The organism is Streptomyces sp. NPDC028289 (assembly GCF_055565975.1).
In genome coordinates this window covers 292,637-317,962 of record NZ_JBVHTI010000011.1, presented here as the reverse complement: position 1 = coordinate 317,962, position 25,326 = coordinate 292,637, and the positions used below count along the sequence as shown (strand labels likewise).

21 protein-coding genes and 2 pseudogenes are annotated in these 25,326 nt (G+C 68.6%); 9 read left to right on the top strand and 14 right to left on the bottom strand.

Annotation, left to right across the window (positions count from 1 at the left end; translation table 11 throughout):
• Positions 1 to 144 precede the first annotated feature (144 nt).
• A pseudogene (locus ACZ4UV_RS46340) lies at positions 145 to 316 on the top strand (salicylaldehyde dehydrogenase); the annotation flags it as partial.
• Positions 317 to 421: 105 nt separating this feature from the next.
• Here ACZ4UV_RS46340 and ACZ4UV_RS46335 read toward each other — a convergent pair.
• The 5 genes from ACZ4UV_RS46335 to ACZ4UV_RS46315 form a co-directional block, all read right to left on the bottom strand.
• Positions 422 to 2,134 (bottom strand): FAD-dependent monooxygenase, encoded by a 1,713-nt coding sequence (locus tag ACZ4UV_RS46335; RefSeq protein WP_351712159.1) that lies wholly within the window; start codon positions 2,132 to 2,134, stop codon positions 422 to 424.
• A 101-nt stretch (positions 2,135 to 2,235) separates the two neighbouring features.
• A complete protein-coding gene (locus ACZ4UV_RS46330) occupies positions 2,236 to 2,577 on the bottom strand; it encodes a DoxX family protein (RefSeq protein WP_467847388.1) in 342 nt (113 codons plus the stop codon).
• Position 2,578: 1 nt separating this feature from the next.
• Entirely contained in the window at positions 2,579 to 4,486 is a 1,908-nt protein-coding gene (locus ACZ4UV_RS46325; RefSeq protein WP_467847386.1) for an acyl-CoA synthetase, read from the bottom strand.
• A complete protein-coding gene (locus ACZ4UV_RS46320; protein WP_351712165.1) occupies positions 4,483 to 5,442 on the bottom strand; it encodes a fumarylacetoacetate hydrolase family protein in 960 nt (319 codons plus the stop codon). Before ACZ4UV_RS46320 ends, ACZ4UV_RS46325 begins: the two co-directional genes overlap by 4 nt.
• Entirely contained in the window at positions 5,439 to 6,608 is a 1,170-nt protein-coding gene (locus ACZ4UV_RS46315) for a VOC family protein (protein WP_351712167.1), read from the bottom strand. The genes ACZ4UV_RS46320 and ACZ4UV_RS46315 overlap by 4 nt, the downstream gene beginning before the upstream one ends.
• Positions 6,609 to 6,739: 131 nt before the next feature.
• Between ACZ4UV_RS46315 and ACZ4UV_RS46310 the strand changes: the two genes are divergently transcribed.
• Positions 6,740 to 7,405 (top strand): TetR/AcrR family transcriptional regulator, encoded by a 666-nt coding sequence (locus ACZ4UV_RS46310; protein WP_467847381.1) that lies wholly within the window; start codon positions 6,740 to 6,742, stop codon positions 7,403 to 7,405.
• A gap of 107 nt (positions 7,406 to 7,512) precedes the next feature.
• Here the strand turns inward: ACZ4UV_RS46310 and ACZ4UV_RS46305 are convergent, their stop codons facing one another.
• Both ACZ4UV_RS46305 and ACZ4UV_RS46300 read right to left on the bottom strand, forming a co-directional pair.
• Positions 7,513 to 8,157 (bottom strand): TetR/AcrR family transcriptional regulator, encoded by a 645-nt coding sequence (locus tag ACZ4UV_RS46305; protein WP_351712171.1) that lies wholly within the window; start codon positions 8,155 to 8,157, stop codon positions 7,513 to 7,515.
• A 284-nt stretch (positions 8,158 to 8,441) separates the two neighbouring features.
• Positions 8,442 to 9,221: a COG4705 family protein gene (locus tag ACZ4UV_RS46300; RefSeq protein WP_351712173.1), complete on the bottom strand. Its 780-nt coding sequence runs from the start codon at positions 9,219 to 9,221 to the stop codon at positions 8,442 to 8,444.
• Positions 9,222 to 9,320: 99 nt separating this feature from the next.
• Here ACZ4UV_RS46300 and ACZ4UV_RS46295 point away from each other — a divergent pair, with 99 nt between their 5' ends.
• Together ACZ4UV_RS46295 and ACZ4UV_RS46290 are read left to right on the top strand one after the other, a co-directional pair.
• On the top strand, positions 9,321 to 10,523 hold the full coding sequence (locus ACZ4UV_RS46295) for a sensor histidine kinase (protein ID WP_467847377.1): 1,203 nt from the start codon (positions 9,321 to 9,323) through the stop codon (positions 10,521 to 10,523).
• Entirely contained in the window at positions 10,520 to 11,182 is a 663-nt protein-coding gene (locus tag ACZ4UV_RS46290; RefSeq protein WP_351712177.1) for a response regulator transcription factor, read from the top strand. The genes ACZ4UV_RS46295 and ACZ4UV_RS46290 overlap by 4 nt, the downstream gene beginning before the upstream one ends.
• A gap of 83 nt (positions 11,183 to 11,265) precedes the next feature.
• On the opposite strand, the gene ACZ4UV_RS46285 is transcribed toward ACZ4UV_RS46290, so the two are convergent.
• The gene (locus tag ACZ4UV_RS46285; RefSeq protein WP_467847374.1) at positions 11,266 to 13,443 is read right to left on the bottom strand and encodes an ATP-binding SpoIIE family protein phosphatase; all 2,178 of its coding nucleotides are present in this window, start codon (positions 13,441 to 13,443) and stop codon (positions 11,266 to 11,268) included.
• A 193-nt stretch (positions 13,444 to 13,636) separates the two neighbouring features.
• A complete protein-coding gene (locus tag ACZ4UV_RS46280; RefSeq protein ID WP_467847471.1) occupies positions 13,637 to 14,359 on the bottom strand; it encodes an IclR family transcriptional regulator in 723 nt (240 codons plus the stop codon).
• Between the two features lie 122 nt (positions 14,360 to 14,481).
• On the opposite strand from ACZ4UV_RS46280, the gene mhpD reads away from it, so the two are divergent.
• The 4 genes and pseudogenes from mhpD to ACZ4UV_RS46260 all read left to right on the top strand — a co-directional run.
• A complete protein-coding gene (gene mhpD, locus ACZ4UV_RS46275; RefSeq protein WP_467847372.1) occupies positions 14,482 to 15,339 on the top strand; it encodes a 2-keto-4-pentenoate hydratase in 858 nt (285 codons plus the stop codon).
• A complete protein-coding gene (locus tag ACZ4UV_RS46270; protein ID WP_467847369.1) occupies positions 15,336 to 16,280 on the top strand; it encodes an acetaldehyde dehydrogenase (acetylating) in 945 nt (314 codons plus the stop codon). Before mhpD ends, ACZ4UV_RS46270 begins: the two co-directional genes overlap by 4 nt.
• Positions 16,277 to 17,296, top strand: coding sequence for a 4-hydroxy-2-oxovalerate aldolase (dmpG, locus tag ACZ4UV_RS46265; protein ID WP_467847366.1), 1,020 nt, complete (start codon positions 16,277 to 16,279; stop codon positions 17,294 to 17,296). Before ACZ4UV_RS46270 ends, dmpG begins: the two co-directional genes overlap by 4 nt.
• A gap of 228 nt (positions 17,297 to 17,524) precedes the next feature.
• Positions 17,525 to 17,704, top strand: a pseudogene (locus ACZ4UV_RS46260) (transposase); the annotation flags it as partial.
• 344 nt (positions 17,705 to 18,048) lie between these two features.
• Here ACZ4UV_RS46260 and ACZ4UV_RS46255 read toward each other — a convergent pair.
• From ACZ4UV_RS46255 to ACZ4UV_RS46240, 4 genes are all read right to left on the bottom strand, one after another.
• Positions 18,049 to 18,822, bottom strand: coding sequence for an SDR family NAD(P)-dependent oxidoreductase (locus ACZ4UV_RS46255; protein WP_467847363.1), 774 nt, complete (start codon positions 18,820 to 18,822; stop codon positions 18,049 to 18,051).
• Between the two features lie 82 nt (positions 18,823 to 18,904).
• The gene (locus ACZ4UV_RS46250; RefSeq protein WP_351720344.1) at positions 18,905 to 19,912 is read right to left on the bottom strand and encodes a VOC family protein; all 1,008 of its coding nucleotides are present in this window, start codon (positions 19,910 to 19,912) and stop codon (positions 18,905 to 18,907) included.
• Complete coding sequence (locus ACZ4UV_RS46245; protein ID WP_467847360.1) at positions 19,909 to 20,781, bottom strand: alpha/beta fold hydrolase; 873 nt, start codon at positions 20,779 to 20,781, stop codon at positions 19,909 to 19,911. Before ACZ4UV_RS46245 ends, ACZ4UV_RS46250 begins: the two co-directional genes overlap by 4 nt.
• Before the next feature lie 8 nt (positions 20,782 to 20,789).
• The gene (locus tag ACZ4UV_RS46240) at positions 20,790 to 22,388 is read right to left on the bottom strand and encodes a bifunctional 3-(3-hydroxy-phenyl)propionate/3-hydroxycinnamic acid hydroxylase (protein ID WP_467847357.1); all 1,599 of its coding nucleotides are present in this window, start codon (positions 22,386 to 22,388) and stop codon (positions 20,790 to 20,792) included.
• 127 nt (positions 22,389 to 22,515) lie between these two features.
• Between ACZ4UV_RS46240 and ACZ4UV_RS46235 the strand changes: the two genes are divergently transcribed.
• Positions 22,516 to 23,148: a TetR/AcrR family transcriptional regulator gene (locus ACZ4UV_RS46235; RefSeq protein WP_351720337.1), complete on the top strand. Its 633-nt coding sequence runs from the start codon at positions 22,516 to 22,518 to the stop codon at positions 23,146 to 23,148.
• A 537-nt stretch (positions 23,149 to 23,685) separates the two neighbouring features.
• On the opposite strand, the gene ACZ4UV_RS46230 is transcribed toward ACZ4UV_RS46235, so the two are convergent.
• On the bottom strand, positions 23,686 to 25,287 hold the full coding sequence (locus ACZ4UV_RS46230; RefSeq protein ID WP_351720336.1) for an MFS transporter: 1,602 nt from the start codon (positions 25,285 to 25,287) through the stop codon (positions 23,686 to 23,688).
• Positions 25,288 to 25,326 lie beyond the last annotated feature (39 nt).

Genomic DNA, 25,326 nt, shown 5'->3' with positions numbered 1-25,326 from the left:
AACGTAACCATCTGCCCAGCGACCGGACCGACAGCAGAACGACCTCTGCAACACGCCCGAGGCGCTCGCCGAATCAGTCTTCGCCCCATTCATGAACCGCCGATTTCTCGGCATCGTCCTGTCCGTCGTGTCTCTTTCCTGAACGGCGTCCGCCCGGTCGCCGCGCCGCTGGCGGCTGGCCACACGGTGCTCCTCAAGCCCAGCGAAGAAGCTTTGCGGGCCTGCGGGCCGTTCATCGCCGACGTGCTGCGCGACGCCGGGCTGCCGCGCCGACCCCAAGGTACGGGCGGTGAACTTCACCGGGTCGACCGACGTCGCCGCGTCATCGGCGCCGGATGAAAACCAAGTACTTGCACAAGAACGCTGACACGCCCGGGATGACTCTCGGGCGAGGCCGTTGATGTCTTTCTGATGCAGCGGCTCAGCTGTGGACTCCCCGGATACGGTCAATCACACGAAGGGGCTCCGCGGGTGGAGCGTCTCCGCGCCAGACGACGTGCTGGTCGGGGCGGACGAGGACCAGGTCCCGCTCGTACAGGGCACGGGCGTGTCCGTCGCGTACGTCGACGACCCCGAGAGGGACGTCTCGTGCGGCGGCGGCGTCGGTGAAGGCACTGACGTCGTGGTCGGCGAATCGCAGCAGGGTGAACCCACGGTGGAAGAGGTCGAACAGGGCACGGCCGTCCTGCAGAAGCACGCTCGGTGGTCTGGCGCCCGGCCAGGTGCTCGGCGTGTACTCAGCCGTCGTCTGAGGCGGAGCCTGGCCACCGGCTTCGTGACACACCGCGGGCGAGGTGTCGTAGCGATAGCCGAGTTCGATGCCGAGGGCCTCGTTCTCCAGGTTTCCCAGGTCGCTGATCTCACGACCGAGCCTTTGGCGGGCGCGTGTCCCGAGCCACCGTTCGCTGCGCGCTGCGGTCCGGTAGGCCGCCTTCACCGCTCCCCGGACGACGCTGTGCCGGACGGCGGCCGCACGGTTGCGCAGCGCCACAGCCCGGCGCTCGTGCTCGTAGGCATGCAGCAGTCCGGGCGTCCCCCACCCCTGGACTACCGCGGCCAGCGCCCAGCCGAGTCCGGCGGCGTCGCCGACGCCGGTGTTCATGCCGTAACCGCCGGTGGGGGGCACCTGGTGGACGGCGTCCCCGGCGAGCCAGACCCGGCCGCGACCATAGGAGTCGGCGACGGTGAGCCTCGGCCTCCAGGCGTTGGCGACCAGGACGTGCATTTCGAACCTGCGACCGACGCGGTCGTAGACGAACTCCCGGGGATCGATGCTGTCGGCGTCGGTTCCGACCCCCAGAGGCGCGTGGAGGGTAAAGGTGTCACCGTCGTTCTGTGAGATCAGCGTCCATCCCTCTGGGGACTGGAGGTGCCACACGTTGCCGAAACGGCGGAAGACATCTGTGTCGGGCGTGGTGAAGTGCACCAGGTAGAACCGACCGTCCATGGGCCGTTCCCGGGTGGCTTTGTAGGCCCGCGCCATCGTCGCCACTGTCCTGGGAAGCCCCAGCTCCTTGATGAGCGTCCGCCGCAGGTCGATCTCGTCCAGGCCGATGCCGAGCTGTGCGCGGGTGCGGCTGCCGGCGCCGTCGCATCCGGCCAGGTACTGCGCGCGAACCGTGCGCCGGCGGCCGCCGTCCGCGGAGACCAGCTCGGCCGTGACGCCCTCGGTGTCTTCCTCGAAGCTCTCCAGTGCCCAGCCGTACTCCACCTTCACGTGCTGGGACCGTGCCTTCAGCAGGTCCCGCAGCGCCGGTTCGAGGACCACCTGGGACACCCGCATCCACGGTTCGAGTGGGAGGGTGCCGTCGTTGCGCTCGCGGATCGCCTTACGCGTCTCCTCGACGCTGCCGTACTCGAACGAGGCGAGTTCCCAGCCCACCGCGTCGGTCGCCCATGTGACCTTGGTGCGGTGATCGGCCGGGATGGCGATCTTGCGCAAGTCGTCGGCGACACCCAGGCGGCGGTACAGCTCCATGCTTCGCCCGTTGGTGACATCCATCTTCGGGTGCCGGGTGGTCGAGGCATTGCGCTCCACGAGCAATGCGTCCACGCCGTGGTGTTCCAGTTCCATGGCCAGTGTGAGGCCGACCGGCCCCGCGCCGATCACCAGCACCGACGTGGTTTCTAGCACCGCAGCTCTCGGTCCTTGCCGCCGTCCCGGGGTTGTCTGCTTGGCCATCTTGCGACTCATTTCTTGTGCGGCTCTGTACAGAAGTTGACCAGGGCTGTGGTCTAGAGGAGAACGGTCAGGTAGCCCGCCACCAGGGCGGCCGAGACGATCACCGGTACCAGCGCAGGAGGTCGGTCTCCGGCACGCAGATGTGCCAGGGCAGCACCGGTGAGCAGTAGCAGGAATCCGGCCGCAGCGGCGACGCCTACGCCGGTGACCGTCCATCCGACGAACAGGCCGAGCACACCGGCGAGTTCGAGAAGGCCGATGATGCGGTAGCCACCGACGGTGAACCCCACGTGGGCGGCCCGCTCGGCCATCGCAGGAAGGCCGAGGACCTTTCCGGCACCCAGCAGCACGAACCACACGGCCAGGATCGAGGTGAGGACGAAGAGCGCGATCATGTCAGTCGTCCTTCGGTTTCCGTTGCAGGATCCGGCATGGCACGGTGAACTTGCCGACCCGGCCTTCCACTTCCGCGGTGGTGTCGGCCGACGCCGAGGAACGCAGCCACACGATGGCCTCAACCGACCCGGAGTCGGCTTCGACGCTGATCTCCTCGACGTCGTGGATGTCGGCGAGGGCATCGCTCAGCACACGGCGGGTGGCGTCGGCACGCAGCGGAAGCTTGTACGGCTTGCCGACCGCGGTCACGGGCAACGCGGCGACGACGCGGACGGCCTTGGGGACAGCGGCCGCCTCGCTGGCGTGCGCCCTGGCCCAGGCGCGAAGTTCGTCCTCGCTGACCATGCCGTGGGCGAGAGTCACGTAAGCCACCGGTACCTCTCCCGCCCGCTGGTCCGGCTGCCCGACGGCCAGCGCACCCGTGACCGCGGGATGGGAGAGCAGCGCGTCCTCGATCACTCGGGGGTCGATGTTGTGACCCCCTCGGATGATGAGGTCCTTCGCGCGTCCGGTGAGGTAGAGGAAGCCGTCCTCGTCGACATGGCCGAGGTCACCGGTGTCCAGCCAGCCGTCGACCACCTTGCCCCGGCCGCCGATCCGGTAGCCGTCATGGTCGCGGCCCTCGACGTAGCCGGGGAAGACGGTGGGGCCGCTGATGAAAATGGCACCGATCTCGCCGGCCGACAGCTCCGCGCCTGTCTCCATATCCATGATCTTGATCTGCTGGTACGGCAGCCGTTGTCCGACCGAGCCGGGCCGGCGGACCTCCAGAAAACCGCGGACACTGACGCAGGTCGCCTCGGTCAGGCCGTACCCCTCGACCAACGGAATCCCTGTCGCCGTCTCGAAGTCGGTGCGCACACCCTCAGGCAGCGCGGAGGCGCCGACCATCGCACAGCGCATCGAGCTGATGTCCGCTCCGCCGACCGGGCAGGTGCCCAGCACCGTGTACACGGTGGGTACGGCACTCATCGTGCCGATCCGATAGTGCTCGACGATGCGCCAGAACTCCGCGTACAGAGTGAGGTCGCGGTAGCCCAACGACCCCGCCCAAACTACCTGCTGGCCGCGCAGCAGTGGTGCCAGCAGGGTGATGACCAGCGCGTTGACGTGGAAGAGCGGCAGGGCGGCGAAGACCACTGAGTCCTCGTCAAGGGTGGAGTTGGCCGCGATCATCCAGGCATCGGTGATCTCGTTGGTGTGCGTGTGCGCCGCGAGTTTCGGTACTCCGGTCGTGCCGCCCGTGTGGAAGAAGGACGCCAGGTCGGTGGCGGTGGGCAGCTCGCCGAGGAACCGGTCCCGCAGGGAGTGTGCGGCGATGTCGGCGAGGTAGGTCACAGTGGCGCGCTCCGCCGCTGGCAACGGGGCTCGCTCGGCAACGGTGGGACGCAGGACGAGCACATGGTCCACCAGGCCGTCCCGGGCCAGCTCGGTGCTGGTGGCGAACGCCTCCGGGTCCAGCTCCGGGGACGCCGTGATGAGCACGCGGGCGCCGGACCGGCGGATCAGTTCGGCGACATGGTCATGGGCGAGTGCCGGGTTGACGGGGGTGACGATGCCGGCGAGCTGGGCGGCCAGGAGTGCGGTGATGAGCTCGTCGCAGTTCGGGGAGAGCAGCGCGACGGTGTCGCGGCGACGCACACCGAGTCGGTGCAGGGCGTTGGCCGCCTGGTGCACGTCGGCGAGAAGCTCCGCGTACGTGCGGTTCCTGGGCGTGCGCCAGGAGGCGGCGTCGGGGAGGACGGTGAGCGCGGTCCGCTCGGGCCACTGCTCGGCCGCGCGCCGCAGCAGCTCGTACGAGGTACTGGGCAGCCCGCGTTCGGCCAGCGGCGTGGCCTCGATGTCGGCCAGGTCTTCGGGGCGGTCGTAGCTCGGCCACGTCGTGCCGGTGTCGGTGCTGGTGGTCAAGAGAACCTCACCTTGTTCTGCTGCACGCCGAGGTCGATGGCTCCGTCGGGCGTACGGATGGACAGCTCCAGCACATCCCCGTCATGGAGGTACCTCTCGTTCTTCGCCTGGGAGTTGAAGAACGCCTTCCACTTCATCGCCGGGGGCAGGAGGGCGCCGATGATCTCCACCGGCTTGGGCGGCGCCTTGAGGGCCGTACCACCGGGCGTGCCGGTGAGGATGAGGTCGCCGGTGGCAAGAGCCTGGAAGCGAGAGAGTTCCTGCAGGGCCTGCAACGGGCTGTAGATCATGTCGGTCAGGTCGCTGCTCTGGCGGACCTCGCCATTGACATTTAGAACGAGCCTCAGCTTGGAGAGGCGGTCGAGCTCGTCGGCGTCGAGCAGCACGAGGGCGGGGCCGACCGGGGTGAAGGTCGGGTAGGACTTGGCCTCGTAGAACTGGGTCTTGGGCAGCTGTACATCGCGTGCGGAAATGTCGTTGGTGATGACCAGACCGGCTATGTGGTCCTTCCAGCTGACGGCGGTCACGGTGGTGCCGACGTCGAGGGGGCGTCCGATGACCAGGCCGAGCTCGATCTCGTAGTCGAGGAAGCGGACGTGGGCGGGCTTCACGATCTCGTCGAACGGTCCGCTGATCGACCCCGAGGTCTTGCGGAAGAAGGTCAGCGGGACGGTCTCGGGATCCATGCCCGAATCGCGCACGTGGGAGACGAAGTTGGTCATCTGCGCGACCACCCGGCACGGTGTGGTCACCGGCGAGACCAACGGGAGTTCGGCGATGCGGCGTGACTCCGTCGGCAGGGTGCCCGAGCGAGCCGAGGCCAGGGCCATGTGGACCGCGACCACATCATCGAGTAGTTCGGCGGTCGTGGTCGCGGTGGTGTCGACCGGGACAGCGCGGTACTCGTCCAGTGCGACCCACCACGCGTCGGCGGTACGGAGGACGGAGATACTCATGAGGAAGCCACTTTCAGCAGGCCACGCAGGCGCTCGAGGTCGAACTCGTTGCCGTCGGATCGGAGAGCGGTCAGGATCGAGCGCAGCTCGTTCAGGATGGCGCGGCCGGGTGCGATGCCCAGAAAGTCCTTGGTGGCCGACGGCCCCCACTGCGCCAGGCCGGAAGCTGTCATGGGTGCCCAGCCGGGTTCCAGGGTGGAGTCGAACATGTCACTGTCGGTGAAGTGCTCGACGAGAAAACCGTCGGGGTCGCGCCAGTAGTCGAAGATCTGGCTTCCGAGGATGTGCCGACCGATGCCCCACGAGCGGCTGTAGCCCTCGTCGAGCAGGTACTGTCCGCCCGCGGCCAGCGCGTCGAGGTCGGTCACCTCGTACGCCGAGTGCACGTACCGGTTGGAGGGCCCCAGTGTCAGGGCCAGGGTGTGGTGGTCGGTCAACGTCCTGCCGCGGTCGCAGCGCATGAAGCTCATGGTGGGGCCCCGATCGCGCTGGCCCTCGTAGTACAGGAAGTCGCTGACGATCAGGCCGAGGTGCTCCAGGTACCAGGTCAGCGTGCGCAGGTAGCTGGTCGTCTGCAGGACGACGTGACCGAGGCGACGTACGCCGGCCGGCTCCCGTGGCGGCCGCTGGGTGACGTTGACCCGGGCGATATCGCCGCCGAAGTTCAGTCGCCGCGGCTCCTGCCCCGGCAGGGCGGGAAGGTCGTCGGTGCCGGCGACGACGCGGACCCGTATTCCGCTGGGGTCGAGCAGGTCCACGACGGACCCGCCCAGGGTCTGGGGCAGCGGGTTCACCCGAGTGCTGGTGGCGCCGGCCAGCCGCAGTAGGTCACGGGTGTCGGCGGCCCGGAAGGCCGGGCCGAGGAACCGAGATCTGGCGCCCTTGCGGATGATCACGCACGGCGCTCCCGCCTGCGTTCCTCGCAGATGCAGTTCATGGGCCTCACGGTAGGACGCTATGAAGCCGAATGCCCCGGCGAAGGCTTCGGCGCGGGCCAGATCGGGCTTGAGGAACTCCAGCCACGCGATGTCGCGGACCTTGATCACGGGGTTCGCCGCCCGGCCCGGATGCTCTCCGGGCAGTGCACCCTGCTCGGAATGCAAGCCGCTGTGCGTCCCGTGATGGCCGTCGTGCGTGCCGAGTCCGGCGCTGGGGTGAGCAGCCATGGTCACCACCTCCTGAAGAAATATTCACTTCCGAAGACAACGTCAGTCAAGAGAACTGAAGAAATCCTCAAGAAGTGGGGAGGGCGGCTAGAGTGCGGGGGGAAGCAAGTGCGGGTCGGATGGAGGATGCGATGGCCGACAAGACCGTTGCGGAGAAGACCGCACCCCGGCGGGTCGACCGACGGAGAGCGCGGACCCGGACCGCTCTGGTGCGCGCGGCCCAGCGTCTACTGGCCGAAGGACGGATGGACGTTCCCATCCTGGAGATCACCGAACTCGCCGACGTCGGAGTCGGTTCCTTCTACAACCACTTCGACAGCAAGGACGAACTCTTCCGCGCCGCGATCGAAGAGGCGCTGGAGTGGTGGGGCACCCTGATGGACCGCCTCACCGCGGACATCGACGACCCCGCGGTCGCGTACGCCCAGAGCTTCCGCCTGACCGGCCGCCTGCATCGCCGTCACCCGGAACTGAGCCGGATCCTCCTGAACCATGGACTCGAGCTGGCTCGCTCCGACCGCGGCCTGGCGCCGCGGGCGTTCCACGACATCAGCGCCGCGGTGAACGCAGGGCGCTTCGATGTGGAGGATCTGGATCTCGCGCTGGCGGTGACGGCGGGCGCCACGCTGGCACTGGGCGCGCTGCTGCACGAACAGCCCGACCGTGACGACGCCAAGTCATCGGACCTGGTCGTCCGCGGGCTTCTCCGGCAGTTCGGCATCCCCGCCGCCGAGGCCGAACGAATCTGCTCGCTGGACCTGCCGAACCTCGACGTCCTTGACACCGTCATCGCTTGAGCGTCGCCTCCGGCCGGGCGTGGCGACAACGCTCGGCTGCGCGCGGTCCGGTCCAAGCCGGTGGACTTCCCTCCTGCTGAACCCGCATCGACAGGTGTGCCGGAAACTCAGTCGCCGGCGGTCACCGCTACGAACGTGGCGGCTACATCGTCGACCACGCCACGCGCCCGCTCCGCCGGCACACCGGCCGCGACGAGCGTGACGACGGTGACCCGGGTGCCGTCGTCTTCCAGTGCTCCGCTATTGACCTGCTCCAGCAGCGCGACCGTCATCGCCTCCAGTCCGGCGCTGAGTACGGATGGCGGCACATGGCCGTGGAAGACACCGTCCCGCTGTCCCCGCTCGAGAACGGCGGTCACCGCGTCGCGGGCCGGTGCCAGGATCTCGGCGACCCGTTCCGTGCCCAGGTCGTGCCGGGCCAGCGCCAGAAGCATCCGGTAGCGGTCCCCTACGGGCCACATCGACAACGAGAAGTATGCGAGAGCACGCTCAGCAGGCTCCGTCGGCTTCACTCCGGCAGCAACCGCGTCCCGGAGGGTCTCGGCGGCTTCCTGGGAAAGCGCCTCAAGCAGCGCCGTCCGTCCGGGAAAGTGCCCGAAGAGGGTGCGTCGCACGACACCGGAGGCCCGCGCCAGCTCCTCCAACGTGATGTCCGGGTTCTTCCCGAGCTCCCGGCGGGCCGTGGCCAGGATGCGCGCCCGGTTGGACCGCGCGTTACGTCGCTGCGGCACGCGGGCAACGGGCTTGGTCACGGACAACCTCAACGGATCATGCGGAGAACGGCAGAACAAGACGATCGACAGAACAGAACGAATGGCTCATCCATTCTGGCACGCGGGACCTTCGCGTTATCCAGGACTGGAGGTTCGAGGCGACCAGAGACCAGGTCCGGCGAGAAGCTCATCCGACACGTACAACGAGTCCCCGCAGTACGCGAGCCCGGCCCGGCGGCGAGGGGCCGGACCTCGAACAGACCGCACGGCACCGGCCTCGAGTCCCCGTCAGCGGCTTGGCGGGGACTCACGCCCGGCTTTGGTCAACGGTTCTGAGCGGTCGCCTCCAGGGGTGCTGCTTTCGAGGGGCTGGATCGGCGGTGTCGTGATTCGATCACTGCAATGACTCCCACAAGAAGAATCCCGAGGAGCAGACTGATGGGCCCTGTCCCCCATTGAAGTCCGTCCCCATAAGGGGCAGGTACGGAGAGCCAGTCCGCGACGGAGGCGCCCAGGGGGCGGGTGATGGTGTAGGCGAACCAGAAAGCCAGGACTTCGTTGAGACGGAACCAGCGATAGCCGGCTGCCGGGACCATGATGATCCCGAGGAAGACGAAGGACGAGGCCAAGGTGCCGAGGCCCAGGGTGACGGCCGCGAAATCACCTGCGGCTGTTCCCAGAGCGAAGGTGCACAGGACGGTCAGCCAGTAAAACAGCTCCCGCAGACGGTTGTTGATGCTGTGCACGTCCAGGGTGCGCTGTGTCGCATACCAGGCGGCGAAGACGGCGACCTGGACGGCCACCAGCATCAGCGTGGAGACGTACAGCGGCATCCCCAGATCCTTGTTCAGAAAGTCCGCCGACATCGTGCCGAAGATACTCACAGCCGTTACCGCGAGCCAGTAGACCCAGGGGATGTACTTCGTGGTGGTGATCTGCACGGCCAGGCATACGAGGAGCAGCCCGAGGCCCATGAGCATGGCCAGATGCTGTCCGAGGTAGTCGTTGAAGAAGACGTAGTCCGAGAAAGACTCGCCGAATCCGGTGGTGCACAGTTTCGCGATCCAGAAGGTGAGGGCGATCTCCGGCACCTTCATGGCCATCGTTGCTGGTCGTGTTCTCATATCGCGAAGCTAGAAGCGCCACCGGGACCGGCGCATCCAACGATGGTGGTCACTTTCCGTCGGATGTAAGACCTTCGGTTGACGCCGCCGGGAGCGCCCTTCCGTAATGTCGGCGGGGTGAAGCACTTCCCGCCGGCATCCCGACCGTCCCGGGCCCGCCCGTCCCTGTCCCTCGTGCTGCTCCTCGGGCCGCCCGTCCTGTGCACCGTCGCCGCATCGCACGAGCTGCTCTACAACCGGTCGGGATTGCTGAACTGGGTGCTGGCGGTCACGGTGAGCTGTCCCCTCGTGCTGCGCCGGCGGGCTCCCGTCGTCGTGTTCTGGTTCTGCTGGGCCGTGGCGATGGCGACCTGGGCGCTCGGCACGGTCTCGTTCTCCGAGTTCGCGGTACTCGTCGCGCTCTACGCTGTCGCCGCCCATCGCGATCTTCGGCACTCGCTCGGCGCCGCGGCGGCCGTCGAGCTCGGTGTCGTCCTGGTGTCGGTACGGTTCGCCCCGGCTGCCAGCGTCAATGACGCCTTTGTCATCCTCAGCGGGCTGGCCGCCGCGGCGTTCTTTCTCGGCACCACCGTGCGGGCCCAGCGCCGCTACCTCGCGTCCATCGAGGACCGTGCGCAACGACTGGAGCAGGAGCGCGCCCAGGAGGCGCAGCTCGCGGCGGCGGCCGAGCGCACACGGATCGCGCGGGAGATGCACGACATCGTCGCCCACGGGCTGGTGGTCGTCGTCGCTCTCGCCGAAGCGGCGGCCGCGACCACGGCGACCGATCCTGAGGGCGCCCGCGGGAAGATGCTCCAGGCGGCGTCGACAGGTCGGCAGTCTCTCACCGGAATGCGTCGGCTCCTCGGCGTCCTGCGGGCGGACGACGGTGGCGATCGGGCCCCTCAGCCGGACCTCGGCTCGCTGAAGGCCTTGGTGGATGAGACCCGCGGCACCGGCCTGGACGTCCGGCTGACTGAGACCGGCAGCCGGGAGACTCTGAGCGCGGCGGCGCAGACGACGGTCTACCGGATCCTGCAGGAGTCACTCACGAATGTCGTCAAGCATGCCCGGGACGCGTCGAAGGTGGATGTCGTCCTGCACTGCGATGGGGACCTGATCGGCTTCAGTGTCACCGACGACGGCAGGCCGACCCGTGGAGCCGGCGCCGGAAAAGGTGCGGGCAACGGGCTGACCGGGATGCGGGAACGGGTCGCGATGTTCGACGGCGATCTCCGGGCGGGGCCCACCCCGTCCGGGTGGGTGGTCTCCGGCGAGCTGAAGCTGGGGGAACCACGATGACGGTCTCGGTCCTCCTCGCCGACGATCAGGCACTCGTCCGCATGGCCTTCCGCAGCCTCCTCGACACGATGCCGGACATCATCGTCCTCGGCGAAGCCGCCAACGGCGAGGAAGCGGTCGACCTCGCGCGACGCACGCTGCCGGACGTGGTTCTCATGGACGTACGCATGCCGGTCATGGACGGCATCGAAGCGACCCGGCACATCACCTGCCGTACGGCCTGCCGTGTTCTCATCCTCACCACTTTCGACCTCGACGAATACGCTTTCGAAGGCCTCCGCGCCGGAGCCTGCGGGTTCCTCCTCAAGGACGTCGTCCCGGCCGTGCTGCAGACGGCGATCCGGGCCGTGGCCTCCGGCGACGCCGTCCTCACCCCGCGCATCACCCGCGGTCTCGTCGACCGCTTCGCCCAGATCGCCCCGTGGCCCCGCGCCGACGACGCGGGCGCCCTCTTCGCCCGGCTGACGGCCCGCGAAAGGGACGTGTTCCACCTCATCGCCGCCGGCCTGTCGAACGCCGAGATCGCCGAACGTCTCTTCCTCACAGAGGCCACCGTCAAGACCCACATCACCCGCATCCTCACCAAACTGCAGCTCCGCGACCGTGTGCAGGTCGTAATCTTCGCCTACGAACATCAGCTGCGCACGCACGGCGGCTAGTGTGACGGGCGCCGACGGCGGCGACCGTTCCCCAGGTAGTCGGCACGCTGAAGCGCCTCGGTCCAGGCAGGTCGGCAGCGCGGTCACAGCTGGGGCAAGGGGATCCCGACGGCCGGAAGTTGTTGCTCCGCCCAGATGACTTTGCCGTCGCGGGTGTGCCGCGTGCCCCAGTTCCCGGCGAGCTGGGCGACCAGGAGCAGGCCACGGCCGTTCTCGTCGAAGGTGCGGGCACGGCGCAGGTGCGGGGCGGTGCTGCTGTTGTCGGAGACCTCGCACGTCAGAGTGGCGTGGCGGATCATCCGCAGCCGAATGGGGGGTTTGCCGTAGCGGATGGCGTTGGTCACAAGCTCGCTGACCATGAGCTCCGTGGTGAACGCCAGCTCCTCCAGCCCCCAGGCGGACAACTGCTCGGTTGCGAACCTGCGGGTTTCGGAGACGACAGCCGGGTCAGCGCGGAGGTCCCAGGTGGCGACCTGGTCGGCGTCAAGGGCCCGCGTCCGCGCCATGAGGAGAGCGACGTCGTCGGAGGGGCGGCTGGGAAGCAGCGCGGACAGTAGTCCGTCGCAGGTGTCCTCCAACGAGGTCGGCGCCCGCGCGAGGACCCCGCGCAGCAGTGCGAGTCCGGTGTCCACGTCCCGGGCCCGGTCCTCGATGAGGCCGTCGGTGAACAGGACCAGGAGGCTGCCTTCCTCCACCTCGAACTGGGCGGTTTCGAATGGCAGCCCGCCCAGGCCCAGCGGCGGGCCGATCGGCACCTGCGGGAAATCGACGTTGCGGAACCCCGGGCCATCACCGCGCGGCGTCGACGGAGTCACCACCGCCGGCAGGACGTGTCCGGCACTGGCCAGGGAACACAGGCGGGACACCGGGTCGTAGACCGCGTAGAGACACGTGGCGCTGATCTCGCCGGTACCTCGTGCCTCCTCGCGTTCGAGGCGGATGACCACGTCGTCCAGGTGGGTCAGCAGTTCGTCGGGTATCAGGTCGATGTCGGCGAAAGCGCGGACGGCCGTCCGCAGTCGGCCCATCGTGGCGGAGGCATGGAGGCCGCGGCCAACCACGTCCCCCACGACGAGGGCGACGCGGGCTCCGGAGAGCGGGATCACGTCGTACCAGTCTCCGCCCACACCTGCGCGGGATCCGCAGGGGAGGTAGCGGCATGCCGTGTCGACGGCCGGTTGTTCGGGCGCCTGCTGCTGCAGCAGGCTGCGCTGGAGGGTGAGTGCGGTGAAGCGCTCGTGGGTGTAGCGGCGAGCGTTGTCTATGGAAACGGCTGCTCTGGAGGCGATCTCGTTGGCCAGGAACAGATCGTCGTCGTCGAAGGGGTCCGTGGTCCGGTAACGCATGAATTGAGCAAGTCCCAAGGTGGTTCCACGGGCCTGTAGCGGCACCAGAAGGATCGAGTGGAGACCGATACGTCTGTGGTCCGGGGACGCAGCCAACCAGCGGGGGATGTCGGACGTCGTGATGCGGTGCCTCTGAGGCTGCCCGGTGGCCAGTGCGCGGGCCGGATCGGATCCCTCGGGGTAGGTGTGTTTCCACCCTGTACCGCCCTCTGATTCCGCACAGCCATCCCACACGGCCTGCTGAGCAACCCGACGAAGTACCGGCGGGACGGTCACCGACTCCCAGCCCTCTTCCCGGAACGCGGAGTCCAGCAGGTCAACGGTGACGAGATCAGCGAAGTGGTCGGTACTGACGTCTGCCAGTTCCTGAGCAGTCTGGGTGATGTCGAGCGTGGTTCCGATCCTCGCGCCAGCTTCGTTGATCAGGATCAGCCGCCGCTGCAGCCAGCGGTCGCGTTCCTCCTGATACGCCATGACGGCCTGTTCCGAGGTGCGATCGACGTACTCGAAACTCTGCGCACCCAGTGTGATCACCGTCGCGCTGATCAGTTCCGTGTCATTGGTGAGGCGGGCTGCCTCGTCGCAGATCAGCTGAAGCAGTCCGGCGTGGCCGAGCCGGTAGCTGCGCAGGAGCTTGTTGATGGGCACACCGTGCCGAGCGAACCGGCGAGCAACGTCGATACCAGCAGGCAGGGCCTCGACCTTGGTCACGTCGAGACCCTGCTCGTTGAGATCCAGCACAGCGACGACATGTGCGGATACGGCCGCCGGCGCCGCAATGGCGAGGTCCTCGTATTTCCACAGCTCGGGAAGCTCGCTGCGGATAAGGTCCACCACCGCGTCGACCAGCTGATCCGCTCGAGGCTTGAGCCCTCGGGCAACTTCGGAGAGGAAGGCCTCGACGTTGCTCGTCACAACAGAAAATGTTACGCGCAATGCACATAGGTCGGCATATCCGACCGGGACGGGTTTACTCATCGCCGCGCAAGTATTGGAGGCGGCCATCACGGTCCAGGCACAACCGGCAAGGCACCCGGTGCCGGGAAGCCCACACCCCCCGCTCGACGCCGGGCGTATGCACCGACAGGCGACAGCACCTGTGTTGCGATCAGCCGGCCCCGCGCAGCACACGGGACAGGCCCAGGGCCGCCGTCCGTACAGCGGGAGCGAGTTGGGCGGGGCTGAAGCGGGTACGGGGGACGGCCACCGAGAGTGCGGCGACCGTGGCGTCGCCCGCGAAAACGGGGGCAGCGATGCAGCTGACGCCGAGGGCAGCCTCCTGTTCCTCGTAGGCGAGGCCGGAGACCTGGGTCTTCTCCAGGGCCATGCGTAGGCGGGCCGGGTCGGTGATGGAGTACGGCGTGAGGCTGGGCAACGGGCGTGACAGCACCTCCTCGGTCAGCTCGGCGCCGGAGAAGGCGAGCAGGGCCTTGCCGACGCCGGTGCAGGTCAGGGGCAGGCTGCCGCCGATGCGGGAGGGCAGTTGCAGCGCCTCGTGGCCGTGGATACGTTCGAGGTAGACCACATCCAGTCCCTCGCGGACGCCAAGGTGGACGGTCTCGCGCGTGGCCTCGAACAGGTCGTGCAGGAAGGGCAGGGCGGTCTCCCGCAGATCGAGCCGGTGCGGGACGAGTGAACCGAGTTCGAAGAGCTTCGCGCCGAGCCGGTACTGGGTGCCGGCGCGCTCCAGCCAGCCCAGCCGGACCAGGTCCGCCGCCAGCCGGTGCACTGTCGGCTTGGGAAGGCCCGTGCGCTCCGATAGTTCCGACAGCCGGTACGGCCCGCCGCTCGGACTGAAGGATTCAAGGATGAAGGTGGCCTTTTCCAGCATGCTGCCGCCGACGATGTTCCGTGTCACGGAACAGATGTTGTCCCATCGACGGGGTGCTGTCTATATCGATGTCTGTACCGGGAGCCGTGCCCGGACCACCACTCCCCCTCTGGAGGTATCCCGTGTCGACCGTGCTCGACGGCGTCCGCTCGGACGCCGTTCCACCGGCCGTGGTCAAGGCCGCCGACCTGCTGGCGGAGGCCACCCGCACCGGGGTCGCCTGCCCACCGGTGCGGACCCTGCTCGACAACGGCGACCTGGAGACCGCGTACGCCGTGCAGCAGCTGAACGTCCGGCGCGGGCTGGACGCCGGCCGCCGGATCGTCGGCCGCAAGATCGGCCTGACCTCGCCTGCCGTGCAGCGCCAACTCGGCGTGGACCAGCCCGACTTCGGCGCACTGTTCGCGGACATGGCCGTGCCGGACGGCGGCGAGGTGCCGGTCGGGCGGCTGCTGCAGCCCAAGGTGGAGGCCGAGGTCGCTCTCGTCCTCGGCCGCGATCTTCCGCACCGGGAGTGCACGGTCGTCGACCTCCTGCGAGCGGTCGACTTCGCGCTGCCCGCGCTGGAGATCGTCGACAGCCGTATCGTGGACTGGGACATCTCCCTCGTCGACACGGTCGCCGACAACGCTTCCTGCGGTCTGTACGTCCTGGGCGCCACGCCCGTGCCGCTCACCGGGGTCGACCTCCGCGCCGTGACGATGACCATGGCCCGCAACGGGTCGGCCGTCTCGGAGGGCACCGGCGCCGACTGTCTGGGCAGCCCGCTCAACGCGGCGGTCTGGCTGGCATCCGCCCTCGCGGAGCGCGGCGACCCGCTACGGGCGGGCGACCTGGTGCTGACCGGGGCCCTGGGCCCGATGACCCCCGCCACCCCGGGTGACTACTTCGAGGCCCACATCTCCGAGTTGGGCTCCGTACGCGTCGGGTTCGCCGAAGAAACCGCGGCAACGGGCACGGCAGAAGGAGATGACCAGTGAGCAGCAGGACCAAGGTCGCCGTCATCGGCTCCGGCAACATCGGCACCGACCTCATGATCAAGATCTTGCGACTCTCCGAGAGCCTGGAGATCGCAGCGATGGCCGGGATCGACCCGGACTCCGACGGCCTGGCCCGCGCCCGCCGCCTGAAGGTGGCCACCACCCACGACGGGGTCGAGGGCCTGGTGGCTCTGGACGAGTTCGCCGACGTCGAGATCGTCTTCGACGCGACCTCGGCCGGTGCCCACCGCCACCACGAGGACGTGCTCCGTCCGCTGGGCCGCACTCTCGTCGACCTCACCCCCGCGGCCATCGGCCCCTACGTGGTGCCCCCGGTCAACGGCGACGCCCACCTCGACGCCCCGAACGTCAACATGGTCACCTGCGGCGGCCAGGCCACCATCCCGATCGTGGCCGCGGTGAACGCGGTCACCCCGGTCCACTACGGGGAGATCGTCGCGTCCATAGCCTCCCGCTCGGCCGGACCCGGCACCCGGGCCAACATCGACGAGTTCACCGAGACCACCTCCTCCGCCGTCGAGCAGGTCGGCGGCGCCGCACGCGGCAAGGCGATCATCGTGCTCAACCCGGCCGAACCCCCGCTGATCATGCGGGACACGGTGCACTGCCTGGTGTCCGGCTGCGCCACCGAGGCCGTCACGGGGTCGATCGAGGAGATGGTCGGCCGTGTCCAGGCGTACGTGCCCGGCTACCGGCTCAAGCAGAAGGTGCAGTTCGACCGGGTGGCGGCGGACGACCCGCTGCGCACCCTCGCTCTCGGCACCGACGAGGCCCTGAAGGTGTCGGTCTTCCTGGAGGTCGAGGGGGCCGCCCACTACCTGCCGGCCTACGCCGGGAACCTGGACATCATGACCTCGGCCGCGCTGCGCACCGCGGAACGCATGGCCGCCCACCGCTCCACCGAGAGGGCCGCGCGATGACCCGTCTGTACGTCCAGGACGTGACCCTGCGGGACGGCATGCACGCCGTCCGGCACCGCTACACCGTCGACCAGGCGCGCGCCATCGCCGCCGCCCTGGACTCCGCCGGCGTGGCCGCCATCGAGATCGCCCACGGCGACGGACTCTCCGGCTCCAGCATCAACTACGGCGTCGGCGCCCACACCGACTGGGAGTGGATCGAGGCCGTCACCGACGTCACGCACCACGCGGTGCCCACCACCCTCCTGCTGCCCGGCATCGGCACCCTGCACGACCTCAGGCAGGCCCACACCCTGGGCATCCGCTCGGTACGGGTCGCCACCCACTGCACCGAGGCCGACATCGCCGCCCAGCACATCGCCGCCGCCCGCGACCTGGGCATGGACGTCGCCGGGTTCCTGATGATGTCCCACATGGCCGAGCCGGCCGAACTCGCCCGCCAAGCCAAGCTGATGGAGTCCTACGGCGCCCACTGCGTCTACGTCACCGACTCCGGCGGCCGCCTCACCATGGACGGCGTCCGCGACCGCTTCCGCGCCTACCGCGAAGTCCTCGACCCTGCCACCGAGCTCGGCATCCACGCCCACCACAACCTCGCCCTCGGCGTCGCCAACAGCGTGGTCGCCGTGGAGAGCGGCGCCGTACGGGTCGATGCCTCGCTCGCCGGACAGGGCGCCGGGGCGGGCAACTGCCCGCTGGAGGCGTTCGTCGCCGTCGCCGACCTGATGGGCTGGAAGCACGCCTGCGACCTGTTCCCGCTCGTGGACGCCGCCGACGACCTCGTACGACCGCTGCAGGACCGTGAGGTGCGGGTGGACCGCGAGACGCTCAGCCTCGGCTACGCGGGCGTGTACTCCAGCTTCCTGCGCCACGCCGAGACCGCCGCCGCCCGCTACGGGCTGGACACCCGCAGCATCCTGGTCGAGGTCGGCCGTCGGGGCATGGTCGGCGGCCAAGAGGACATGATCACCGACATCGCCCTCGACCTGGTGGCGCGGACGGAGAGCAACTCCTGATCGCGGGCGACAGAGAAGAGAGCCCCGGCCGGGGCTCACCGCTGCCGGTAAGCCGCAAGCTGATTCCCCTGGGGCAGCATCCGGGGGATCGTAATCGTGCTGGCCGGCATGCCCCCGCCGGTGGTTCCGTTGTTGACAGCCCAGAAGCCCAGCCGCGGACAGCCCCCGGGCGAGCGGCTAGTTAAGTGCGCGTTTATCTGGTTCTGTTCAGGTAAGTTCATTTCGCGCTTGCCTCAGCGGAAGCCGTATCCGAGCGACCTGTCCGACGCCCGACGGGCCTTGATCGAGCCGACTTTGACAGCTTGAAGAAAGGCCCGGCTTGACCGCAGGCCCATCGGAAAACCGGCGTCGGTCGAACTACGCGACGTCCTCGACGCGCTCCCCTACGTCAAGCGCAAGGGGAATCCCCGGAGGCTGTGAGTACTCGGCCGTGGATCATGGACGACGACTTGTGGCGCTGATCGTGCCGCTGCTGCCGCCCTGGCCACAGAAGTTGCCGGGCACGCGGCCGGTGCCGGATCTGCTGTGTCTGCAGGGCACCCTGTACGTACTCCCAGCGACATAGCCTGGCAACTCCTGCCCCTGGAGCTAGGGTTTGGCTCCGGACGGACGTGCTGGCGACAAGATGCCGCGACTGGCAGCGGGCGCAAGATCATCGCCGCCCGACTCGTCCAGCCTGAACGGATTGCGCAGCCATCCTTCTCCCACCGAAGGGGGGGCCATTTCCGTTCGCCGCAGCTGTCCGCGACGGCCTACCGCGGCCCGTCCTTCCGCCCGGTCTTCGAGCTGATCCCGCCGAGCAGCCCCCGTGGCAGCACCTTCACGGCGCCCATCATCACCTTGTACCGCGGGTCTGGGATGGACAGCGACTTGCCGCGCGCCAGGTCCGCCAGCGCCGCCGCGACCAGCTTGTCCGCGTCGAGCCACATCCAATTCGGGATGCTGTCCGTACTCTTCTCGGCCCGCTGGTGGAACTCGGTCCGCACGAAGCCCGGGCACAGTGCCATCAGCCGTACGCCGCTACCCGCCAGGTCCTTCGCCGCGCCCTGAGTGAACTGCACGACCCACGCCTTGGACGCCCCGTAAGTCCCGCGTGGCATGAAGGCCGCCACCGACGCCAGGTTGACGACCCCGCCCCGGCCTCGCTCCCGCATCGCCAGGGTCGCCGCCGAGGTCAGCCGTAGCACCGCCTCGCAGTGCACCTTGAGCAACTTCAATTCGTCGGCCACCGGTACGTCGAGGTAGGGGCCCCTGTTGGCGAAGCCGGCGTTGTTGACCAGCAGGTCGACCGGCTTCTCGCGGTCGGCCAGACGCCGCTCGACGGCCTCGATGCCGTCATCCGTCGCCAGGTCGGCCGTCAGCACCTCCGTCTTGATGCCATGCCGGTCGCGCAACTCGGTCGCCTGCTCACGCAGCCGCTTCGTGTCGCGTGCCATCAGGACGAGGTCGTGGCCGTCAGCCGCCAGTCGCCGAGCGAAGGCGGCACCGATACCCACGGTCGAACCCGTAACCAGAGACGTTGCCATGGGCAACTTCCTACTTGCATTCGTAAGGGAAATGAGCCTCGGGCGCCGGACGGGGCCAGCGCCCGCCCGGAGGGAGGCGCTGTCAGTCGTCGGGGATTCCGGCGCCGCTGAGGGCCGGGACGGTGTTCTCCGGGCGGCCGAGGGAGAGAGCGCCGAGCCGGAACTGGTCGAGTTTGTCGATGATGGTCTGGCCGACGGGGGTGTGGCCCCAGATGCTGATGCCCTGGTGGGTGGTGGGTTCCCAGGTGGACTCGTCGACGACGATCGGGTTCCAGCCGACTTCCCACTCGAAGCCCGAGGGGGTACGGGCGTAGTAGGAGAGTTCCTTGTCGTTGGTGTGCTGGCCCACGGACAGCGCCATGTCGAAGCCGAGGTCGCACACCCGCTGGTAGCTCTGCGCCACGTCGTCGAGAGTCGCGGCCTGGATGTTCAGGTGCTGAACCCGGGTGCGGATCGGGTCGATCGGCAGGCCGCGGACGGCGGCGATGGCGATGGAGTGGTGGCGTTCGTTGACCCGCAGGAAGCGAATCTTGAGCTTGACGCCGCTGATCGTCTCGTCGATGTAGTCGGTCAGGCGAGCGTCGAAGACCGTGCTGAAGTAGCCCTGTAGCTGAGCCGGCTTGGTGGACGTGACCGCGACGTGACCCATGCCCGAGTCGCCGGTGACGAACCCGGACGCGAGCATCCGCAGCGGTACAGCCGACTTCACCGGGGTGGTGTAGATCTCCTGCGTGATGCCCTTGGGACCGGGGAAACGCAGCAGGCGCTCGACGCCCCGCAGGGCGGCCTCCTCCGCGGTGCCTTCGACAACGGGGACGCCGTGGGCGCGTATACGGGCCTCGATCCGCTCGAAGGTCGTATGGTCGTCGAGGTGCCAGCCTGCGGCGACAACATCCTCGGCGAGTCCACGCCGCAACAGGAAGCGGCATTCCTGGTCGTCGAGCCGGAACCGCATCGTGCCGGAGTCGAGGTCGTCACGGTGCATGCCGATGGCCTCGGTGCCGAAGCGGCGCCAGTCGGCGAAGCGGTTGGTCTCGATGACGAGGTAGCCCAGGTGGACGGCACCGAAGACCGAAGCGGTGGCGTTCATCGGCGGCCTGCCAGGAAGTCGGCGCACAGCCGGTTGAACAGCTCGGCTCGTTCGAACTGGACCCAGTGTCCGGTGTTGGCGACCTCGTACAGGTCGCAGTTGGGCATCCGCTCGGCCAGCATGCGTCCGCCGTCGGGCCGGTTGACCTTGTCCGCCGCGCCCCACAGCACCAGGGTGGGCACGGGTAGGCGGGCCAGGCGCCTGTCGCGGGTGAAGTCCATCTTCCACAGGGTGCGCAGCGCGTTCGGGCCGGACGGGCGGCGCAGCGGCGGGGCGGCCACGACGTCCGGGTCGATGCTGTCCCGGTAGCGGGCGTCGATCACGTGCTCTGGGACGTCGGCGGCGTTGAAGACGAGGTAGTTGCGGATGAACTTCTCCAGCTTCAACCGCGAGGGCCCGTCCCCGGAGTAGTAGTTGAGCAGGCTGTTGAGGCCGGGCGTGGGCAACGCGCGCGTGGTGCCGATACCGCCGGGGCCCATGAGGACCATGCGGTCGACCCGGTCGGGGGTGTCCAGGGCGAGGCGCAGCACGCAGGCGCCACCGTAGGAGTTGCCGACGAAGTGGGCCTTGTCCAGGCCGAGTTCGTCGAGAAGAGCGCGGATCGCATCGGCGAGGTACCCGAAGGGGTCGGCACCGTCGACGCCCTTGGTGCTGCGGCCGTAGCCGGGCAGGTCCGGGACGATGACCCGGTACTCCTTGGCCAACTCGGCGATGTTCCGGGCGTAGTTGGAGACGCCGGAGGCACCGGGTCCGCCACCGTGCAGGAGCAGGACGGGCGGGCCCTCTCCCGTCTCCGCGACGAAGATCTGCTTGCCGGCGACGTCGAGCAGGGACATCTGCATCGACGGCAGTTCGGTGTGAGTGGTCATGGCGGTCCTTACAGGGCGGTCGGGGCGGTCGCGTGCGGCGCCGGGGCGAAGCCGACGGGAGGCGGCGGGAGAGGGGCGCCCGCGGGTGCGGCGGCGTAGACGTAGGCGTCCGGGCGCAGGGCGAGGGTGGCAACGCGGTGCTCGGCCATCCAGGGCAGCAGGACGCCGTCGCCGTCGACGACCGTCCCCTCGGCCGGCCCGGAGCCTGCGGGCATGACGGTCAGCGAGGGAACACCGGCGCGGTCCCACGCAGGCTGGGGCGCTGCCGAGCGGGCGTGCAGGAGCAGCCAGCGCCCGCCGAGTACGTCGTCCAGCCGTACGCGTTCACCGTCGGGGCCGGTCACCCATGGCTGGGGGATCTGGTGCCCGGACGCCTTGGTGCGGGGGCGAGCCTGGAAACCGTCGGCGTAGTGGGCGACAGGTATCCAGTTGGCATCCTGGAGCCAGTTGCTGAAGCCCGGTATGCGGTTGAGGCCGCGCAGCGCGGTGTCCCGGATCCGGGTCACCGGCAGGCGCCGTTCGGTGATGATCCGTCCGACGAACACAGCACGCTTGGTGATCTCCCTGACGTGCGGCCTGCGTTCGGCCTCGTAGCTGTCCAGCACCGTCTCGGGCAGTTCGCCGCGCAGTACGGCGGCCAGCTTCCAGCACAGGTTGGCCGCGTCGCGCACGCCAGCGGCCATGCCCTGACCGATCCACGGCGGCATGGCGTGGGCGGCGTCGCCGGCGAGGAAGACGCGGCCCATGCGGAAGCGGGCGGCGAAGCGGACGTGGTGGCTGTAGACGGTGGCGCGCAGGAGCTTGATCTGGTCCCGGTCGATGCCGTAGCGGGACACCATCGCGTAGATGGCCTCGTCGGTGGTCAGGTGTTCCTCGTCGTCGCCCGGCAGGATCGGGAACTCCCAGCGGTGGTGCCCGAGCGGGGTGGGGCAGTCCACAGCCGGCCGGTCCGGGTCGCAGCGGAAGCGCAGCCGGTCGTGGTCCGGCCAGGGTTTGAGCATCTCGGTGTCGATGACCACCCAGCGGTCCTCGTACGTCTTGCCCTCGTAGCCGATGTTGAGCTGGGCACGGGTGAGGCTGGAGCCGCCGTCGGCGGCGATGACGTACTTGGCGTGCAGCCGTCGTACCGCATCGTCGGCACCCACCACCGTGAGCTCGACCCCGTCGCCGTCCTGTCGCAGCCGCAGACACTCGTGCCGCAGCAGGATCTCCACGTTCGGGTAGCGACCGACCCCCTCTCGCAGGACCTGTTCCAGCGCCGGCTGGTAGATGAACATCTGCGGCGGATGACCATGACCGCGCGGGCTCGGGTGCGCGCTGATGAAGGCACGGCCCTGCGCGTCGACGAAGTCCAGCGACCGCTCGGCCAGCATGTCCAGCTTCAGCCGCTCGGCCAGACCGGCGCGCTGCCAGATCCGCATGACCTCCTCGTCCGTGGAGATCGCCCGTGCCCGGGAGAAGATCTCGGCGTCGCGCTCGAGCACGACGACTTTGAGGCCTGTCGCCCCCAGCAGGTTCGCCGCGGTCACTCCTGTGGGCCCATAGCCGATCACGGCTACGTCATACGCCTCGTCCTCGGCTCTGCCTCCGGCACGGACACCACTCACCGGGTCACCTCACTGTCGTCCCTGAACTGCGTCGGCTCTTGCTGTAGCGTTAGCTCCAATTGGAATAATCGCTACGGTAAAGTGGGCGCACGACAAGGTCAAGGCTGGATGAGGAAGGGTGGAGTCGATGACCAGGCCGCAGGTGGCGCGCAGGAAGCGTGCCAACGGGGTGGAGTCGCGCCAGCGGATCCTCGACGCCGCGGTGGAGATCGCCGGCGAGCGCGGGTACGAGGGCACCTCGATCGCCGCAGTCAGCGCCAAGTGCGGGCTGCCCGCGAGCTCGATCTACTGGCATTTCGAGGACAAGGACGATTTGATCGCCGCCGTCATCGAGCGCAGCTTCGAGACGTGGCTCACGGCCGTCGAGCTGCCGGGGGAAGAGACGGGCACGCCGCTGGAGCGGGTCACGAGCATGGCGGCGAACGTGGCGAAGTCGCTCGTCGACGCACCGGACTTCCTGCGCTTGGGCCTCATGCTCGCCCTGGAGCGTCGGCCCACCGAGCCCCGGGGCCGGACGGTGTTCCTCCGAGTGCGTGACATCGCACGCCGGAAAATCACCGAGGTGGTCGAGGTCCTGGTCCCCGAGCTCGACGAGGACGCCGTACACATGCTCACCACCTATGCCGTCGCCGGCGCAGACGGCCTGTTCGTACAGCGGGAGGTCGACGGCGACGCCGTCGACCTCGTGGCGATGTTCGAGCTGCATGCGCAGTTGGTCTACGAAGCGGCCACCCGTATGGCAATGAAGAGCGCGGGATGACCCTGACCGCCTGACAGTGCCTCTGGTCGGGCTCGATGACCCGGCGGAGCTCGGCGCGGCAGGCTTTCCGCTCAGCACTCGGATTCCCAAGCCACACCCGGAACTCGCGCAGGTCCCGCGCCGCCAGTGCCTCGAGCATGTCCGCTCGGACAACGGCGTCGCCGCTCGGGTCCTGTGCAATCTCAAGGCCGGGATCGTCCCGACCGCTTGACCGCCCTTGGAGCCGTCGCTGCCTTCTCCACCCCGGGCGGCACGCAGCTGTCCCTGGAGGGCTGGAGTTCTCCCGCCACGACCTCGACGGTGACGAGGCCGCCTCGAACGCCAAGATGATGCTGTGTCTGTTAGGCGACCGGACGGTCGACGCCCGTGGGGGCGCTCGTCGCCCGACCTCGGATAGAACCGAACAAGAGCGTTGCCGACTGCGCCTCCCGGCACCGCCCCCGGCGGTGCGCCGCTCAGGCACGGCCGTCCCGGGACGGAGGAGTTACAGCGGATCTACGGCGGGCGACCTCCTCCTGAACCGCCCCGCCTGGAGCCTCAGGCGACGCCCGCGCGCTCCGCCTCTGCCTCATCCTCCTGAACAGGCTTTCCGGCGCGCTTGCGCCCCGGCAGGACGGCGAGGACGATCAGCGTCCCGGCAGCCATGATGATGCCGCCGATGAGGCTGGTGTGCGCGACGCTGTGTGCGAAGGACTCATTCACAGCGTCCACCAGTGCCTGCGCCTGCTGGGCACCCGTCGAAGAGGTTTTCGCGAGCTGCTCGGCGACCGCGAGGCCGCCGCCCACGGATTCCTTGGCGGTCTCCAGCGCGTCGGCCGGGAGCTGTCCGCCGACCAGGTCGGTCAACTTGTCCTGGTAGGCCGTGCCCAGCAGTGAGCCGAGGATCGCGATGCCGAGGGAACCGCCGAGTTCCATGGAGGTGTCGTTGGCGCCACCACCGACGCCGAGTTCGGACTCGGGGAAAGAGCCCATGATGGTGTCGGTGGCCGGGGACACGCTCAGGCCGATCGCGAAGCCGAGCAGCATCATCGGGGTCAGGAAGTCCGTGTAGGTGGAGCTCTTGTCGACCTGCGTGAGCAGGAAGACACCCGCCGTGCCGATCAGCATGCCGGCCACGACCATCGGCTTCATGCCCAGCTTCGGGGTCAGCTGCCCGGTCACCGCGGCGCCGAGGAAGACGGCGCCAGCCAGCGGCAGCAGTCGCACGCCGGTTGCCAACGCATCGTAGCCGAGGACGAACTGCAGGTACTGGGTGGAGTAGTAGATAGCGCCGAAGGTACCGAAGAAGAAGAACAGCACCGCGAGCATCGACCCGCTGAAGGGGCGCAACCGGAACTTGCGCACGTCCAGCATGGGATGCGGGTGGCGCAGCTCCCACGCGACGAAGGCGACCAGGCCGACACCGGCGACCGCCGCGGCGGCGACCGGACCGGCGCCCCAGCCGAAGTGCGGGCCCTCGATGGCCGCGTAGACCAGGCAGCCGACGGAGACGATGGAGAGCAGACCGCCCACGTAGTCGATCCGGCCCATGCCTTCAGCCTTGGACGGCGGGATCAGGACCAGCGCGCCGATGACGGCGACGACTGCGATGGGGACGTTGGTCAGGAAGGTCGAGCCCCAGGCGTGGTCCTCCAGCAGCCACCCGGCGACCAGCGGGCCGACGGCGATGGCGAGACCGGAGGTGGCGGTCCAGGCCGTGATGGCCCGGGTCCGCTCGCGCTTGGGGAAGGTCGCGACCAGCAAGGACAGCGTGGCAGGCATGACGACGGCGGCGCCGATGCCCATGATCGCGCGGGCCGTGATGACCAGTACGGTCTCGTCGACCAGGCTGCCCAGCACCGAGCCACCAGCGAAGATCACCAGGCCGGTGATCAGGGCGCCACGGCGGCTGTACTTGTCGCCGATCGAGCCCAGCACCAGCATCAGCGCGGCGTACGGCACGGTATAGCCGTCGATGACCCACTGCAGGTCACTGCTGGACAGGTCCAGGTCCGTGGTCATGTCGGGCGCGGCCACGATCAGCGACGTGTTTGCCATGACCACGATCAGCAGACTCAGGCACAGCACGATCAGAGCCCACCAGCGGCGGGGATAGGGCCCCGTCATCTTCTCGACGGGTGTGGTGGCGATCAAGGGCATGGGGGCTCCCAGGGACAAGTTAATTGCACAACAATGGGT

What these genes read in the sequence shown, in the direction of transcription:
- dmpG (WP_467847366.1), top strand. Translation starts at nt 16,277, where the DNA reads ATGACCCGTCTGTACGTCCAGGACGTGACCCTGCGGGACGGCATGCAC.
- ACZ4UV_RS46315 (WP_351712167.1), bottom strand. Translation starts at nt 6,608, where the DNA reads ATGGCTGCTCACCCCAGCGCCGGACTCGGCACGCACGACGGCCATCAC.
- ACZ4UV_RS46250 (WP_351720344.1), bottom strand. Translation starts at nt 19,912, where the DNA reads ATGAACGCCACCGCTTCGGTCTTCGGTGCCGTCCACCTGGGCTACCTC.
- ACZ4UV_RS46300 (WP_351712173.1), bottom strand. Translation starts at nt 9,221, where the DNA reads ATGGCCATGAAGGTGCCGGAGATCGCCCTCACCTTCTGGATCGCGAAA.
- ACZ4UV_RS46290 (WP_351712177.1), top strand. Translation starts at nt 10,520, where the DNA reads ATGACGGTCTCGGTCCTCCTCGCCGACGATCAGGCACTCGTCCGCATG.
- ACZ4UV_RS46280 (WP_467847471.1), bottom strand. Translation starts at nt 14,359, where the DNA reads ATGCTGGAAAAGGCCACCTTCATCCTTGAATCCTTCAGTCCGAGCGGC.
- ACZ4UV_RS46310 (WP_467847381.1), top strand. Translation starts at nt 6,740, where the DNA reads ATGGCCGACAAGACCGTTGCGGAGAAGACCGCACCCCGGCGGGTCGAC.
- ACZ4UV_RS46245 (WP_467847360.1), bottom strand. Translation starts at nt 20,781, where the DNA reads ATGACCACTCACACCGAACTGCCGTCGATGCAGATGTCCCTGCTCGAC.
- ACZ4UV_RS46320 (WP_351712165.1), bottom strand. Translation starts at nt 5,442, where the DNA reads ATGAGTATCTCCGTCCTCCGTACCGCCGACGCGTGGTGGGTCGCACTG.
- ACZ4UV_RS46230 (WP_351720336.1), bottom strand. Translation starts at nt 25,287, where the DNA reads ATGCCCTTGATCGCCACCACACCCGTCGAGAAGATGACGGGGCCCTAT.
- ACZ4UV_RS46330 (WP_467847388.1), bottom strand. Translation starts at nt 2,577, where the DNA reads ATGATCGCGCTCTTCGTCCTCACCTCGATCCTGGCCGTGTGGTTCGTG.
- ACZ4UV_RS46235 (WP_351720337.1), top strand. Translation starts at nt 22,516, where the DNA reads ATGACCAGGCCGCAGGTGGCGCGCAGGAAGCGTGCCAACGGGGTGGAG.
- ACZ4UV_RS46255 (WP_467847363.1), bottom strand. Translation starts at nt 18,822, where the DNA reads ATGGCAACGTCTCTGGTTACGGGTTCGACCGTGGGTATCGGTGCCGCC.